Below are 12,976 nucleotides of genomic sequence, written 5' to 3'. Positions count from 1 at the left end.
CCGCCGCACTCATGCGCGCGACCAGCGATAGCCGCGCTCCACCCGAGTCACCTCCAGCGCATACCAGTCGTACCAGCGCGCCCGGCCGAGATCGCGGATCCGCGCATGTTCGGGATTGTCGCGCCATGCCTTCGCGCTCGCCTCGTCCGCCCAATAGCTGACCGTGATGCCGAGGCCGCCACTGTCGCGTACGCTCTCGACCCCCGCATAGCCAGGCTGCGCGGCCGCAAGCGCGCCCATTGCCTCGGCCGCCGCGGCATAGCCCTCCGCATCCTCGTCCGTGCGTTGCGAGACGAAGATCACCGCGACCAGGCCTTCGCGCGCATGCTCCATGGGTTGCTGGATGAAACGTTTCGGCGGCGCGCGCAACCGTCGCGGCGCGAAGAACGTTAAGATGCGCACGTACCTGATGACAGAGCGGTGGCAACTGTCCTACAGGAACGTGACACCGACAGAGGGAAGTTGATGACCGGTTCGACCACGATTGCCCGCGCGAAGCGCAAGCCTTCGCGCCCCCTCTCGCCGCAGGCGCTGTTTCTCCAGGGATTCTTCAAGCATCCGGTGATGGTCGGATCGATCATCCCCTCGTCGCGCAAGCTGATCCGCAAGATGCTGTCGCGCGTCGACTGGGAGAACACCAAGGTGTTCGTCGAGTACGGCCCGGGCGTCGGCACCTTCTGCCGCCACATCCTTGACCGGCTGGGCCCGGACGCGAAATATATCGCGATCGACACCAACCCCGATTTCGTCGCCTATCTACGCCAGACGATCGTCGACCCGCGCTTTTCGGCGATTCACGGATCGGCCGCGGAGGTGAACGCGATCGTCGCCGATCATGGCGAGGACCATGCCGATTACGTGCTGTCGGGCCTGCCCTTCTCGACCCTGCCGGCGGGCGTGGGCGACGTGATCGCGGAAGCGACGCAGCGCGTGCTCAAGCCGGGCGGCGCGTTCCTGGTCTATCAGTTCAATCCCAACGTCCGCAATTTCCTGACTCCGCACTTCCCGCGCATCGACGCCGAGATGGAGTGGTGGAACGTGCCGCCCGCACAGCTCTGGTGGGCGTGGAAGGACGAAGCCGCCGATTGACGACGGCGCCCTGCCGCATCACATCGGGGTCATGGATCAGCTCAATCTTTCCGAATCGGAGTGGCGCCAACGGCTCACCCCGGCACAATATCACGTGCTGCGCGAAGCCGGGACCGAACGCGCCTTTTCAGGCCACTACACCGACAACAAGGCCGACGGCGTCTATCGCTGCGCCGGCTGCCAGCTCGAACTGTTCGACAGCGACGACAAATATGATTCGGGATCGGGCTGGCCGAGCTTCACACGGCCGGTCGCGCCCGATCATATCAGCGAGCATGGCGACCAGAGCCACGGCATGGTCCGCACCGAGGTGCGCTGCGCGCGGTGCGACGGGCATCAGGGCCATGTCTTCCCCGACGGGCCACCCCCGACGGGGCGGCGCTATTGCATCAATTCAGTCGCGCTCGAATTCCGGCCGCGCGGCGAGGGCGGCGACGCCTGAATCGCAAGCGATCGGCCTGCCCATCGACCAGCTTGTGAGCCGCGCGGTTCGTCGGTAGGTTCGCGTCACTTCCGATGCCCAGAAAATCCCCCGCCCGCCCCGGCAAGTTTCGCCGCATCCTGAAATGGGTGCTGATCGGCGGCGTCGCGCTCGCGCTCGCCGGCATCATCGCGCTGACGATCGCGGTCTATACCGCGCGCGCCAATCTGCCGAGCTTCGAGGAACTCAAATCCTCGCCCAACGGCCAGATGATCCGTGTCCATGCCGCCGACGGCACGGTGATCGTCTCGCTCGGGCCGAGCTATGGCGAGTGGATCGAATATTCCAAGATTCCTGCGCCGATGCGCGATGCGATGGTGTCGATCGAGGATCGCCGCTTCCGCTCGCACTGGGGCGTCGATCCGGTCGCGCTGGCACGCGTCACCAAATTCGCGTTCGACAATCGCGGCACCGACCGCCGCCTGCAGGGCGCGTCGACGATCACGCAGCAAGTCGCGCGGACCATCTTCCTGTCCAACAAATATGATATCGGCCGCAAGCTGCGCGAGATGGTGCTGGCGCTGGCGCTGGAGCGCAAGTTCACCAAGGATCAGATTCTCGAGCTTTACCTCAACAAGGTCTATTTCGGCGGCGGCGCCTATGGCATCGACGCCGCCTCGCGCACCTTTTTCGGCCATCCGGCGACCAACCTGACGCTGTCCGAGTCCGCGGTGATTGCGGGCCTGGTCAAGGCGCCGTCACGCTATTCGCCGACCGCCGACGCCGAGGCCGCGATCGGCCGCGCCAGCGTGGTGCTCGACGTGATGGTCGAGACCGGGGCGCTCACCCGCGCGCAGGCCGACGCCGCGCGCCCGGCCGAGGTCAAGCTCGCTGCCGCGCCCAAGCAGAACAGCGTGCGCTACTTCACCGACTGGGCGCTGCCCCAGCTCGAGGTGCTGATCGACGAGACCGAAGCGCCGCTCGACGTTTGGACGACGATCGATCTCAAGATGCAGAACGCCGCGACTCAGGCGATCCAGGCGAACACGCCCGCCGGGGCGCAGGGCGCGCTGGTCAGCCTCGACCGTGACGGCGCGGTGCGCGCGATGGTGGGCGGGCGCGACTATGTCTCGTCGATCTACAACCGCGCGACTCAGGCGACGCGCCAGCCGGGATCGGCGTTCAAGCTGTTCGTTTATCTTGCCGCGCTCGAGGCGGGGCACAAGCCCGACGATCAGGTCGTCGATGAGGCAGTGACGATCGGCGGCTGGAGCCCGCGCAACAATTCGGGCCGTTTCTCGGGCGAGATGTCGCTGCGCTCGGCCTTTGCCTATTCGATCAACACCGTCGCGGCCAAGCTGGGCCAGGAAGTCGGCTTCAGCACGGTCGCCGACATGGCGCGCCGCTTCGGCATTACCACCCCGATCAACACCCAGCCGGCGATGGTGCTGGGCACCAGCAACGTGCGGCTGATCGACATGACCCGGGCCTACGCCTCGGTCGCGAACAAGGGCGTCGGCGTCACCCCCTATGCGATCACCCGCGTCACCGCCAACGGCGCGGTGATCTACCAGCATGAGGTGGATACCTCGCGCGTGCTGGTCGCCCCCTATGTCGCGGCGCAGATGACCGACCTGATGCAGACCGCGGTCGCCACCGGCAGCGGCAAGGCCGCGCAGATCGGCCGGCCGGTCGCGGGCAAGACCGGCACCACCAGCTCGAACAAGGATGGCTGGTTCCTGGGCTTCTCCTCGGGTCTCACCACCGGCGTGTGGATGGGCCGCGACGACGCCAAGCGCGTCGGTGGGCTGCAGGGCGGCACCGCGCCCGCCCGCGCCTTCGCCGCCTTCATGCGCCCCGCGGTCGCCGGTCGCCCGGTCGAGGCATTCGAAACCGAGGTGACGCTGCCCGAGTGGCAGATCGAGCCCGACGAGGAAGTCTATGGCGCGCCGGACAACAGCGTCTTCGTCGACGAGGACGGCAACCCGGTTCCGCGCGAGGAGATCAATCCCGACGCCCTGCAAGGACCGGACGGGCCGATCGACGGCGAAGGCGACGGCACCATCGACCAGGACTGGCTCGACCGGATGACCGGCCGCAACCCGCGTGAGCTGCCCCCGCCGCGGCGCGAGCCGATCGACCGCGCCTTGCCTCGCGAGCCGCAGCGCTTGCCGCCACGCGAGTCACCGCGCGATCCGCCCCGCGACCAGCAGCGCCCGCTTCAAGAATCGCGGCCGTACGAGTGAAGCCGCATCGCATTGGCGCGCAGCCAGGCGCGCTCGCGCGTCGGCTCCTTGCCATAGATGTCGCGCACCACGGCGTGAAATGCCGGGCTGTGGTTCATATGCACGCGGTGCGCCACTTCGTGCGCCACCGTGGCGCGGCGCACCGCAGGCGGGGCAAGGATCAACCGCCAGCTGTAGCGGATCACGCCTGACGAAGCGCAGCTTCCCCAGCGGCCCTTGGGATCGCCGATCGCGACGCGGGCGACGGTGACGTCGGCCCGCGCGGCGAATTCGGCGGTCTCGGCGCTCAGCGTGTCGAGCGCCATCTTGCGCAGCCAGCGTTCGATGCGGCGCTCATAGCCCTCGCGCGGGCCGCCCCCGATCAGCTGGCCGTCGTCGAGCAGCGGCGTGCGCGGGAAGCCGCTGTCCCAGCCGAGGCCGACCTCCTCGCCAAGATAGAGGATCGTCGCACCCGGCACGAACGGCACCGGCGCTGTGCGGCGTTCGAGCGCCCGCGCGATCCATTGATGCTGCTGCTGCGCCCAGCGCATCGCCTCGCCCACCGGCGCGCGCGGCGGGAGGGTGAGGCGAACCTGACCGGTGGCATTATCGACCGAGAGCTTCATCCGCCGCGCGCGCGGATGCCGGACGACCTCGATCTCGTGCGTCACAACAGCCTGTCGACCATATGGTGCTCGAGATCGCCGGCAAGATCCTCGGAGATCGTCCAGCCGCGCACCGATTCCCCGGCGCGGTGCACCGCCTCGCGGTCGCCGCTCACCAGATAATGCCAGGCGGGCAGCGGCTCGTCGTTCGCGCGCAGGCGATAGGCGCAGGTGCGCGGCAGCCACACGATGTCGTCGACATTGCTGGCGTTCAGCCGAACGCATTCGGCGACATAGGCGTGGCGGTGCTTGTAGTCGCTGCAGAAGCCGGTCTGGCGATCGAGCAGGCGACAGGCAACGTTGGTGGCGTAGAGCTCGCCGCTATCCTCGTCCTCGATCTTGTGCAGGCAGCATTTGCCGCAGCCGTCGCACAGCGCTTCCCACTGCGCGCGGTCGAGGGTGGAGAGCGGTTGCTCCCAGAAGGGCTTCACCCGATCCAGCGCTCGATCTCCGCGACGATCGCCTGCGGGCTCTGATCCTGCGGCAGCAGCGCGATCGGCTCGCCCCTGGGGCCGATCAGATAGGCCTGGCGGCCATGATCCATCAAATAGCCGCTCGGCGTCTCGCGCTTGGCATAGGGGACGCGATAGGCCTTGGCCGCAGCGTCGATCTGCGCCGGCGTGCCGGTGAGGCCGACCATGCGCGGATAGAAGGCGGCAGTGAATTCCTTGACCACCTTGGGCGTATCGCGCGCGGGATCGACGGTCACGAAGATCGGCACGATCTGCGCCGACAGCCCGGGGTTGCTCGTATCGAGCAGCTTCATCGCGCCGCCGATATTCTGGACGTCCACCGGGCAGACGTCGGGGCAGAAGGTATAGCCGAAATACATGATCCGGTACTTGCCGGCGAAGTCGGTGTCCTTCACCGTCTTGCCATCGCCATTCACCAGCGTGAACGGCCCACCGATCGAGGCGCCGGCCAGCGGCGCGTTGGCGGTGGACTTCTCGCCGGGTGTGCCCGCGCCGCAACCGGCAAGGGCAAAAGCGAGGGCGAATGCGGGGACAAGCAACCTGTTCATGGCGCCGCCCGCAATGATCTGATACGGGGCGGGTTGCAAGGCTTCCCATTCATCAGGGGCATCGTCCGACCATGACTTTCCGTCCGTCCCGGCCTGTTTTCGCCGCGGCGCTGCTTGCGCTGGCACTTCCAGTGGCCGCCCAGCAATTTTCCGAGAGCTACAATTTCCTGAAGGCCGTGCGCGAGCAGGACGGCAACAAGGTGACCGAGATGCTAAACCAGCCCGGTCAGACGATCGTCAACGCACGCGACGACAAGGGCGAGGCCGCGATCCACATCGTCACCAAGCGCCGCGACCGCACCTATCTCAATTTCGTCCTCGCGCGCGGCGGCAACGTCAATCTGCAGGACGGCGCGGGCAACACCGCGCTGATGCTCGCGGTCGAGGTGAACTGGCCCGAGGGGGTGACGCTGCTGCTGTCGAAGCGGGCGAACGTCAACCTCGGCAACAATGGCGGCGAGACCCCGCTGATCCGCGCCGTGCAGCGCCGCGACGGCGACCTGGTCCGCACGCTGCTGAACGCCAAGGCGGACCCCGACCAGCGCGACCGGCTCGCCGGGATGAACGCGCGCGACTATGCGGCGCGCGACACGCGCTCGCCGTTGATCGGGCAGCTGCTCAAGGACGCGCCCGCGGTGCAGAAGCGCGCGGTTTCGGGGCCGAGCTTCTAGAGTCGGGTTCAGCTTTTGCTGAACCAAACTCTAGAGCGCTTCTATCCGCCCCAGGCCAGGCCTTCCGCATCGGGATCGGTGAGCGCGATCACCCGGCGCGCGGCGCGGCGGGCAAAGGCGAGCGTGCATTTGCGCCGCGTGGCGCTGGCCAGCGGCGCGGTCTTCGCCTCGCGCAGGATCGCCGCGTCGTAGCGATCGGCGACGATCACCCCGCACCGGTCGGGGAGGAAACCCGGCGTCTCGAACGGCGCAAGGTCGAACCCCGCGGGCACCGCCCAGAAGAAGCGGTCGCAATGCGCGAGATAGTCGGCCCATTTGCCGTCGCCCATCAGGTCGGCGCGCGACACCTTGACCTCGACGATCACGATCTCGCCGCGCGCGTTGAGTGCCATCAGATCGGCACGGCGGCCATCGCCGAGCGGCACTTCGGCCATCGCCGTGCAATCGTGACGCAGCAGCATGCGGCACACGCCGCGCGTCACCTCAGCAGTGAGCTGCGCGGCGGTGGGCGGGGTCAGATCCGGATTCGACTCGGCAGCGGGAACGGTGGAAGCCATGCCCGCTGCCTAGAACATTTATCGAACGAACGGAAGGTTCGGCGTTCGTTTGGGGCGTGCGGCACCAGCCGGCGGAATGCGCCTTGCGCATCCCGAACCGTCTTAGCGGTAGAAGACGTGGTTGCCGACGCTGCCCACGCGTGCGCGGCGCCAGCCTGGCGAGACGTAACGCGCGTGGAAGTAGAGCGCGTTCGAGACCTTGCTGTCCCACATGTCGCCGCGCGCGACCTTGGCGACGGCGAGCGCGGTCTTCCATGCGCGCGCGCTTTCTGGCGGCTGCGGCAGCTGGCCGCCGCGGACGAAGGAGAACTGGCCGCGCTGCTTGAGCACGCCGCACACGCTGCGCGGGAACCGGCCCGATTCGGTGCGGTTGAGAATCACCTCCGCCACCGCAAGCTGGCCTTCGAGGGGCTCGCCCTTCGATTCATAATAGACGCCGATGGCGAGGCAGTTGAGTTCCTCGTCGTCGACGACGAGCGGCTGCGCGGCGACCGCGGCGGCAAGCGTCGCATAGTCGGCGTCGTCCTGGACGAGGGCCTCGGGCGCGGCCGGCGCATCCGCTTCGAGATCGGCGAGCGCTTCGGCCATGGTCGGAACCTGTGCGGGGTCCGGGGTGTTGTTGCTGGAGGACGGCGCGGTCTCGGCCTGCCGGGCCACACCCGGAGCGGTCGCGCCAATGCCCGCGGCAAAGGCAAGGGTCACAGCCGCGATGATCGCGGCGCGAGCGGAAAAGGACATTCAACTTCGATACTATGCGGTTGGCGCGCGATCCGGTCCGTTTCCTTGTTCTGAACAAAGGACCGGTCGGGCATTCCCCCCGACTGCGTAACCGGCGGTCTCACACCCCGACGGCACAACGCTACTTAACGTGCGCGCGGCTTTGGCCAAATGGTTACGGAGTGTCAACCAGTTGCCAGTGTTTCAGCGGCGAACCGTTCCGCCCCCGCGATATCCAGTTCGACCACCCACAGGTCGGAATCACGGCTGCGGCGGCGCTGCCAATAGTCCCAAACCGCGGCCGCATCGGCAAATTCGGCCGGGCCCGAGCGGACCAGCGCGGGCGTGCCATCCGGCCCGATTCCGCGCTCGAAAAAGCCCGGATCGCCGCCGCGCTCCAGCGCCAGGACCAGGATCGCGCCGGCCTCCGCATCGCCCTTCGCCAGCACCATCGCGCTGCCGCCCGCGGCGTTGACCCGCCGCACGAGCGCGTTGACGAGGAGGCTCGCCGCGAGCCGCGCCATCAAGGCCGATAGCCGGGAAGCCCGGCGAGCGGGATGCGCGATTTCATGAAGGTGCCGGTGCCGCGCGCCGCCTCCTCGCCCGCGGCATCGATCAGCCGCGCCTCGGCGACGAACACGCGTCGCTGGCCGCTCACCCAGCGCCCTTCGGCGACCACCGGCCCCGGACCGAGCGGCCGGGTGAAGAGCAGGTTGAACGCGGTGGTCAGCAGGAAGCGGTCGGTCACCAGGCTGTTGCAGGCATAGAAGGCGGCATCGTCCAGCATCTTGAAATAGCTGGTGCCGTGCGCCGCGCCGCCGGCGTGGAAATGCCGTTCGTCGATGGTGAAGTGGATGCGCGCCTGCCCGCTTGCCGGAATCTCCAGCCGCGAATCGAAGAAGCGGTTGATCGGGGCGGCGACGTAGAGCGATTCGAGCGCGCGATAATGCGCCTCCGCCCCGACAGCCGATTGGGCCAGCTCAGGCGGCGGCGTCACGCGATTCCGCCCCCGCCCACAGCGCATAGAGCGCGTCGGCCGATCCCGCGCCGCGCAGCTTGGCGGTGAACGCCCGATCGCGCAGCCGCCGCGAGACGCGCGCCAGCGCCTTGAGATGCTCGGCCCCGGCGTCGGGCGGCGAGAGCAGGGCGAACACCAGATCGACCGGCAGATCGTCGACCGAGGCGAAGTCCAGCGGCTTGTCGAGCCGCACGAACAGCCCGCGCACGCCCGCAAGCCCGGCGATCTTGCCGTGCGGAATCGCGATGCCGCCGCCAAAGCCGGTCGAGCCGAGCTTCTCGCGCGCGGCCAGCCGCCCGGTGACCTCCGCCGCATCGAGCCCGTAGGCCGCGGCCGCGGCTTCGCCGAGCAGCGCGAAGAGCTTCTTCTTGCTGCCGGCCGGGGTTCCCGAGCGCACGGCTTCGGGTTTCAAAAGATCGCTGAGATCGTTCATCGTGCGGCGGTCAGGCGGCCCGGTTGGGCTCGACCCAGCCGATCGTTCCGTCCGCGCGACGATAGACCATATTGTAGTTGCCGGTGCCGCTGTTCTTGAACAGCAGCGCATTGGTGTTGCGCAGGTCCAGCATCATCACCGCATCGGACACGCTGGCATCGGGCACGTCGACCCGCGTCTCGGCGATCACCGGGGGCGCGTCGGCGACCTCATCCTCATCCTCGTCGAGCTGGAAGACGGTGTAGCCCGCATCATAGGCGCCATCGAACGCCGCCTGGGCATGACCGTTGTTACGATCCTTGAGGCGGCGCGTGTAGCGGCGCAGCTGCTTCTCGATCTTGTCCGCAGCGCCGTCGAACGCGAGATGCGCTTCCTGCGCGGCGTGCGATCCCTTGAGCACCAGCCCCTGCATCACATGCGCCACGATGTCGCAGGTGAATCCGTAATCATGCGGCCCCTTGCCGAACGTCACCTGAGCCGAAATTGCGCGGGAGAAATATTTGTCGGCGATACCCTGGAGCCGGCCTTCAACGTGCTGCCGGATGGCGTTGCCCGTATCGACCCGATGACCCGAAACCCGGATATCCATATCTTCCTCCGTCAATATGAGGAGCAGCTAGGAACGCACGCGGCAGCCGTCAACCGGACGCCGGATTGCCCCAAAGCGGCTCCTCGAACCCGGCCATAAACGCCGAATGGCGGGCCAGTTCTTCATCGCTCGGCACAAAAATCCGTGCCGGGCGCGCGTTGCTCTTCACCGCGGCGGCCTCCACCCGCCCGCTCGCCGTCGCCGCCGCCTCGACCGCGAGGCCGAGCGTGATCTGCCGGCCGCCGGTCAGCTCGATGAACACCTGCGCCAGCAGCTGCGCATCGAGCAATGCGCCGTGCAGCTCGCGCGCCGAGAGATCGATGCCGTAGCGCACGCACAGCGCGTCGAGCGTGTGCTTGGCGCCGGGATGGCGCGCGCGCGCCATGGTCAGCGTGTCGACGATCCGCTCGACCTGGAGCAGCGGCTTGCCGCAGGCGCCCAGCTCGCCATTGATGAAGCCGAAGTCGAACATCGCATTGTGCGCGACCAGCGGGCAATCGCCCAGAAACTCGATCAGCTCGTCGCAGATCTCGTGGAAGCGCGGCTTGTCGGCCAGGAACGCCGCCGACAGGCCATGCACGGCGAACGCCTCGGCCGGCATGTCGCGGTCCGGATTGAGGTAGCGGTGGAAGCTGCGCCCCGTCGGCACGCGATTGACCAGCTCCACACAGCCGATCTCCACCAGCCGGTGCCCTGCATTGTAGCTGAGCCCGGTGGTTTCGGTATCGAACACGATTTCCCGCATGCGCTGGTTATCGGCCTTCCGCGCCCGCTAAGCAAGCGATGACCGCGCGAACCGACGCGCGCGTCTCCTCCAGCGTGCCGCCCGTCGGGATCACGAAATCGGCCCGTTCGCGCTTTTCCGCATCGGGCATCTGCTTGGCCAGAATCGACTCGAAGCGCGCTTGCGTCATGCCCGGCCGGGCGAGGACGCGCGCGCGCTGCACCTCGGCGGGGGCAGAAACCACCGCGATTCGATCCACCTGCCGCCAGCCGCCGGCCTCGAACAGCAGCGGGATATCGAGCACTACCAGCGCAGAACCGCGATTCGCGTCCAGAAATGCGCGGCGTTCCCGGGCCACTGCAGGATGGACGATTGCCTCCAGCCGCCTGAGCGCATCCGGACTACCGAACACGGCCTTGCCCAAACGCGCCCGGTCTACGCCCGAATCGCCGGTGGTCCCGGGAAAGGCCGCCTCGATCTCCGCGACCAGCCGTCCGCCCGGCCCCTGCAGCTTGTGGACCTCTGCATCCGCATCGAACACCGGCACGCCCTCGCCGGCGAACATCGCCGCGACGGTCGACTTGCCCATGCCGATCGATCCGGTGAGGCCGAGGACGAGCATCAGGACGTCAACAAGGCCCGCAGCTCGGCGTCATGCTCGCGCGGGGCGGGCTTGCCGAAGAACAGCTCGAAGGCGAGCGCGGCCTGGCCGATCAGCATCTCCAGCCCGTCGACCGTTTCCAGGTTCCGCGCGCGCGCCGCGGCGAGCAGCCCGGTCTCGAGCGGGGCGTAGACCGCGTCATAGACCACCGCATCGTCCGGCAAATTTGCCAGATCGAGATCGAGCGGCGGCTGGCCCGCCATGCCGAGCGAGCTCGCATTGACCAGCAGCGCCACCGGCGGCACCGGCGCGTCGAGCGGCACGGCATCGCCCTTGAGGCCGAAGGTCGCGAGCAGCCCCATCGCCTTGAGCGGCGATCGGTTGAGGATCGTCACGCGCTCGACCCCGGCGCGTGCCAGAGCGAACAGGATCGCCCGCGCCGCACCGCCCGCGCCCACCACGGCCACGGGCGCGCCTTCGAGGTCGAACTCGGCGAGCGGGGCATAGAATCCGGCGGCATCGGTGTTTGTGCCGATGAGCTGGCCATCCGCGCCACGGAACACCGTGTTGATCGCGCCTATCGTGTCGCGCACACCACCCGGATCGGGGATATGATCGAGCGCGGCGACCTTGTGCGGCGCAGTGATGTTGCAGCCGCGCCAGGCGGGATCGTCGCGTCGCGACGCGAAGAAGACCGCCAGCCCTTCTGCGGTGACATGCGTCTTGCGATAGGCGGCGGCGAGGCCGAGCCGGTCGAGCCAGAAGCCGTGGATCACCGGCGATTTGGATTGCGCGATCGGATCGCCGATCACTTCCGCATAGGGGTTTGTCATGACGTCAGCACGCCTCTCGTGCGCAGATAATCGAGGATATTGAGCAGCGGCATGCCGAGGATCGTATAATGGCTGCCCTCCATGCGGGAGAAGAGCTGCACGCCCGGTCCCTCGACCCGATAGCAGCCGACACAGCCCGCGATCGCCGGCCATTCGACGTCGAGATATTCGGCGATGAACTTGTCGTAGAGCGGGCGCACAGCCAAGCGCGCGCGATCGACATGGCGCCAGACGGGGCGGCCATTCTCGGCGAACACCGCGGCGCTGTAGAGATCGTGGCGCCTGCCCGAGAGCAGGCGCAGGTGCCGTTCGGCTTCGGCACGGTCGGCGGGCTTGTCGAGTAGCGTCCCGTCCTCGATCGCCACGACCGAGTCGCAGCCGAGCACCAGTGTCCCCGGCACGCGCTGGCTGACCTTCAATGCCTTCAGCTCGGCGAGCGCATCGGCCAAGTCGCGCGGCGCGACTCCCTGCATCGCCGCCTTGGCCGCATCCTCGTCCACATGCGCAGGCAGGGCTTCGTGCGGCACGCCGGCGGCGGTGAGCATCGCGCGGCGCGATGCGCTGGTGGAGGCGAGGACGATCATTCGGCGCGGGTCCCGGACCCTGTCTCGCGCTCGTTGCACAGGGTGATGATCGCCGCGGCGGTCTCCTCGATCGAGCGGCGGGTGACGTCGATCACCGGCCAGCCATTGTCGGCGAACATGCGGCGGGCATAGGCGACTTCGCGCTGCACCGCTTCCTGCTCGACATAGGAGGTCTCGTCCTGCTGGTTGAGCGAGAGCAGGCGGTTGCGGCGCACTTGGATCAGCCGCTCGGGGCTGGTGGTGAGGCCGACGACCATCGGGTGCCTGAGGGCGAACAGCGTCGAGGGCGGCGGCGATTCGGGGACGATCGGGATGTTCGCGACCTTGTACCCGCGATTGGCGAGATAGATCGAGGTCGGCGTCTTCGAGGTGCGCGACACGCCGGCAAGCAGGATGTCGGCCTCCTCCCAATTCTCCCAATTGACCCCGTCGTCGTGCGCGATGCTGAACTGGATCGCATCGACGCGCGCGAAATAGGCGGCGTCGAGCGTGTGCTGGCGGCCCGGGCGCGCCTTCATCTCCTGCCCCAGCATGCTGGAGAGCGCATGGTTGACCGGATCGAGCGGCGCCACCGCGGGCAGGCCGATCGCTCGGCAGCGCGCCTCCAGCGTACGGCGGATCTCGGGATTGACCAGGGTGAAGATCACCAGGCCGGGATTCTGCGCGATCTCGCCCAGGATGCGCTCGAGATGCGTCTCGCTGCGCACCATCGGCCAGAAATGGCGCAGCACCTCGACATCGTCGAACTGCGCCAGCGCCGCCTTGGCGATATTCTCCAGCGTCTCGCCGGTGGAATCGGAGAGCAGATGGAGGTGAAGCCGCATCAGT

Annotated in this window: 19 protein-coding genes; 4 read left to right on the top strand and 15 right to left on the bottom strand. The window is 67.9% G+C overall.

Going from position 1 to position 12,976, the window contains the following annotated elements; translation table 11 throughout:
• Nucleotides 1–9 precede the first annotated feature (9 nt).
• Entirely contained in the window at nucleotides 10–333 is a 324-nt protein-coding gene (locus VGD28_RS14245) for an antibiotic biosynthesis monooxygenase family protein (protein ID WP_331029009.1), read from the bottom strand.
• A gap of 132 nt (nucleotides 334–465) precedes the next feature.
• Here VGD28_RS14245 and VGD28_RS14240 point away from each other — a divergent pair, with 132 nt between their 5' ends.
• From VGD28_RS14240 to VGD28_RS14230, 3 genes are all read left to right on the top strand, one after another.
• A complete protein-coding gene (locus VGD28_RS14240) occupies nucleotides 466–1,089 on the top strand; it encodes a class I SAM-dependent methyltransferase (RefSeq protein ID WP_331029008.1) in 624 nt (207 codons plus the stop codon).
• Between the two features lie 31 nt (nucleotides 1,090–1,120).
• Nucleotides 1,121–1,531 (top strand): peptide-methionine (R)-S-oxide reductase MsrB, encoded by a 411-nt coding sequence (gene msrB, locus VGD28_RS14235; protein ID WP_331029007.1) that lies wholly within the window; start codon nucleotides 1,121–1,123, stop codon nucleotides 1,529–1,531.
• A 74-nt stretch (nucleotides 1,532–1,605) separates the two neighbouring features.
• Complete coding sequence (locus tag VGD28_RS14230; RefSeq protein WP_331029006.1) at nucleotides 1,606–3,756, top strand: PBP1A family penicillin-binding protein; 2,151 nt, start codon at nucleotides 1,606–1,608, stop codon at nucleotides 3,754–3,756.
• Here the strand turns inward: VGD28_RS14230 and VGD28_RS14225 are convergent.
• Genes VGD28_RS14225 through VGD28_RS14215 form a run of 3 tightly spaced genes read right to left on the bottom strand, consistent with a single transcriptional unit; the run spans nucleotide 3,732 to nucleotide 5,421 of the window.
• Nucleotides 3,732–4,406, bottom strand: coding sequence for a SprT family zinc-dependent metalloprotease (locus tag VGD28_RS14225; protein WP_331029005.1), 675 nt, complete (start codon nucleotides 4,404–4,406; stop codon nucleotides 3,732–3,734). The two genes, VGD28_RS14230 and VGD28_RS14225, sit on opposite strands and share 25 nt — an antisense overlap.
• Entirely contained in the window at nucleotides 4,403–4,831 is a 429-nt protein-coding gene (locus tag VGD28_RS14220; protein ID WP_331029004.1) for a YcgN family cysteine cluster protein, read from the bottom strand. The genes VGD28_RS14225 and VGD28_RS14220 overlap by 4 nt, the downstream gene beginning before the upstream one ends.
• Entirely contained in the window at nucleotides 4,828–5,421 is a 594-nt protein-coding gene (locus VGD28_RS14215) for an SCO family protein (RefSeq protein ID WP_331029003.1), read from the bottom strand. Before VGD28_RS14215 ends, VGD28_RS14220 begins: the two co-directional genes overlap by 4 nt.
• Before the next feature lie 71 nt (nucleotides 5,422–5,492).
• Here VGD28_RS14215 and VGD28_RS14210 point away from each other — a divergent pair, with 71 nt between their 5' ends.
• Entirely contained in the window at nucleotides 5,493–6,092 is a 600-nt protein-coding gene (locus VGD28_RS14210) for an ankyrin repeat domain-containing protein (protein ID WP_331029002.1), read from the top strand.
• Nucleotides 6,093–6,133: 41 nt separating this feature from the next.
• Here the strand turns inward: VGD28_RS14210 and VGD28_RS14205 are convergent, their stop codons facing one another.
• The 11 genes from VGD28_RS14205 to VGD28_RS14155 all read right to left on the bottom strand — a co-directional run bounded on the left by VGD28_RS14205 (nucleotide 6,134) and on the right by VGD28_RS14155 (nucleotide 12,972).
• The gene (locus VGD28_RS14205; protein ID WP_331029001.1) at nucleotides 6,134–6,649 is read right to left on the bottom strand and encodes an MmcB family DNA repair protein; all 516 of its coding nucleotides are present in this window, start codon (nucleotides 6,647–6,649) and stop codon (nucleotides 6,134–6,136) included.
• Between the two features lie 102 nt (nucleotides 6,650–6,751).
• On the bottom strand, nucleotides 6,752–7,387 hold the full coding sequence (locus tag VGD28_RS14200; RefSeq protein WP_331029000.1) for a cell wall hydrolase: 636 nt from the start codon (nucleotides 7,385–7,387) through the stop codon (nucleotides 6,752–6,754).
• A 164-nt stretch (nucleotides 7,388–7,551) separates the two neighbouring features.
• The gene (locus VGD28_RS14195) at nucleotides 7,552–7,890 is read right to left on the bottom strand and encodes a DUF1491 family protein (RefSeq protein ID WP_331028999.1); all 339 of its coding nucleotides are present in this window, start codon (nucleotides 7,888–7,890) and stop codon (nucleotides 7,552–7,554) included.
• Nucleotides 7,890–8,390: a PaaI family thioesterase gene (locus VGD28_RS14190; RefSeq protein WP_331028998.1), complete on the bottom strand. Its 501-nt coding sequence runs from the start codon at nucleotides 8,388–8,390 to the stop codon at nucleotides 7,890–7,892. The genes VGD28_RS14195 and VGD28_RS14190 overlap by 1 nt, the downstream gene beginning before the upstream one ends.
• Nucleotides 8,347–8,817, bottom strand: a complete 471-nt coding sequence (locus VGD28_RS14185; RefSeq protein WP_331028997.1) for a PTS sugar transporter subunit IIA — start codon at nucleotides 8,815–8,817, stop codon at nucleotides 8,347–8,349. The genes VGD28_RS14190 and VGD28_RS14185 overlap by 44 nt, the downstream gene beginning before the upstream one ends.
• 10 nt (nucleotides 8,818–8,827) lie before the next feature.
• On the bottom strand, nucleotides 8,828–9,406 hold the full coding sequence (gene hpf / locus VGD28_RS14180) for a ribosome hibernation-promoting factor, HPF/YfiA family (RefSeq protein ID WP_331028996.1): 579 nt from the start codon (nucleotides 9,404–9,406) through the stop codon (nucleotides 8,828–8,830).
• A 49-nt stretch (nucleotides 9,407–9,455) separates the two neighbouring features.
• The gene (gene dnaQ / locus VGD28_RS14175) at nucleotides 9,456–10,151 is read right to left on the bottom strand and encodes a DNA polymerase III subunit epsilon (protein WP_331028995.1); all 696 of its coding nucleotides are present in this window, start codon (nucleotides 10,149–10,151) and stop codon (nucleotides 9,456–9,458) included.
• Between the two features lie 7 nt (nucleotides 10,152–10,158).
• Complete coding sequence (gene coaE, locus VGD28_RS14170; protein ID WP_331028994.1) at nucleotides 10,159–10,752, bottom strand: dephospho-CoA kinase; 594 nt, start codon at nucleotides 10,750–10,752, stop codon at nucleotides 10,159–10,161.
• Nucleotides 10,752–11,564: a shikimate dehydrogenase gene (locus VGD28_RS14165; protein WP_331028993.1), complete on the bottom strand. Its 813-nt coding sequence runs from the start codon at nucleotides 11,562–11,564 to the stop codon at nucleotides 10,752–10,754. The genes coaE and VGD28_RS14165 overlap by 1 nt, the downstream gene beginning before the upstream one ends.
• Nucleotides 11,561–12,148, bottom strand: coding sequence for a nucleoside triphosphate pyrophosphatase (locus VGD28_RS14160; RefSeq protein WP_331028992.1), 588 nt, complete (start codon nucleotides 12,146–12,148; stop codon nucleotides 11,561–11,563). The genes VGD28_RS14165 and VGD28_RS14160 overlap by 4 nt, the downstream gene beginning before the upstream one ends.
• Nucleotides 12,145–12,972, bottom strand: coding sequence for a pyruvate, water dikinase regulatory protein (locus tag VGD28_RS14155; RefSeq protein ID WP_414714504.1), 828 nt, complete (start codon nucleotides 12,970–12,972; stop codon nucleotides 12,145–12,147). The genes VGD28_RS14160 and VGD28_RS14155 overlap by 4 nt, the downstream gene beginning before the upstream one ends.
• Between the last annotated feature and the right edge of the window lie 4 nt (nucleotides 12,973–12,976).

This window comes from Sphingomonas sp., from assembly GCF_036402235.1.
Classification (GTDB): domain Bacteria; phylum Pseudomonadota; class Alphaproteobacteria; order Sphingomonadales; family Sphingomonadaceae; genus Sphingomonas.
Note: the sequence above shows the minus strand (reverse complement) of the source record. Positions and strands in the feature narration are given on the sequence as shown.

Bases quoted from the DNA above. Each gene is read 5' to 3' on its own strand.
- VGD28_RS14245 (WP_331029009.1), bottom strand. From the start codon at position 333: ATGGAGCATGCGCGCGAAGGCCTGGTCGCGGTGATCTTCGTCTCGCAA.
- VGD28_RS14240 (WP_331029008.1), top strand. From the start codon at position 466: ATGACCGGTTCGACCACGATTGCCCGCGCGAAGCGCAAGCCTTCGCGC.
- msrB (WP_331029007.1), top strand. From the start codon at position 1,121: ATGGATCAGCTCAATCTTTCCGAATCGGAGTGGCGCCAACGGCTCACC.
- VGD28_RS14230 (WP_331029006.1), top strand. From the start codon at position 1,606: ATGCCCAGAAAATCCCCCGCCCGCCCCGGCAAGTTTCGCCGCATCCTG.
- VGD28_RS14215 (WP_331029003.1), bottom strand. From the start codon at position 5,421: ATGAACAGGTTGCTTGTCCCCGCATTCGCCCTCGCTTTTGCCCTTGCC.
- VGD28_RS14210 (WP_331029002.1), top strand. From the start codon at position 5,493: ATGACTTTCCGTCCGTCCCGGCCTGTTTTCGCCGCGGCGCTGCTTGCG.
- VGD28_RS14205 (WP_331029001.1), bottom strand. From the start codon at position 6,649: ATGGCTTCCACCGTTCCCGCTGCCGAGTCGAATCCGGATCTGACCCCG.
- VGD28_RS14200 (WP_331029000.1), bottom strand. From the start codon at position 7,387: ATGTCCTTTTCCGCTCGCGCCGCGATCATCGCGGCTGTGACCCTTGCC.
- VGD28_RS14195 (WP_331028999.1), bottom strand. From the start codon at position 7,890: ATGGCGCGGCTCGCGGCGAGCCTCCTCGTCAACGCGCTCGTGCGGCGG.
- VGD28_RS14190 (WP_331028998.1), bottom strand. From the start codon at position 8,390: ATGCGCTGTGGGCGGGGGCGGAATCGCGTGACGCCGCCGCCTGAGCTG.
- VGD28_RS14185 (WP_331028997.1), bottom strand. From the start codon at position 8,817: ATGAACGATCTCAGCGATCTTTTGAAACCCGAAGCCGTGCGCTCGGGA.
- hpf (WP_331028996.1), bottom strand. From the start codon at position 9,406: ATGGATATCCGGGTTTCGGGTCATCGGGTCGATACGGGCAACGCCATC.
- dnaQ (WP_331028995.1), bottom strand. From the start codon at position 10,151: ATGCGGGAAATCGTGTTCGATACCGAAACCACCGGGCTCAGCTACAAT.
- coaE (WP_331028994.1), bottom strand. From the start codon at position 10,752: ATGCTCGTCCTCGGCCTCACCGGATCGATCGGCATGGGCAAGTCGACC.
- VGD28_RS14165 (WP_331028993.1), bottom strand. From the start codon at position 11,564: ATGACAAACCCCTATGCGGAAGTGATCGGCGATCCGATCGCGCAATCC.
- VGD28_RS14160 (WP_331028992.1), bottom strand. From the start codon at position 12,148: ATGATCGTCCTCGCCTCCACCAGCGCATCGCGCCGCGCGATGCTCACC.
- VGD28_RS14155 (WP_414714504.1), bottom strand. From the start codon at position 12,972: ATGCGGCTTCACCTCCATCTGCTCTCCGATTCCACCGGCGAGACGCTG.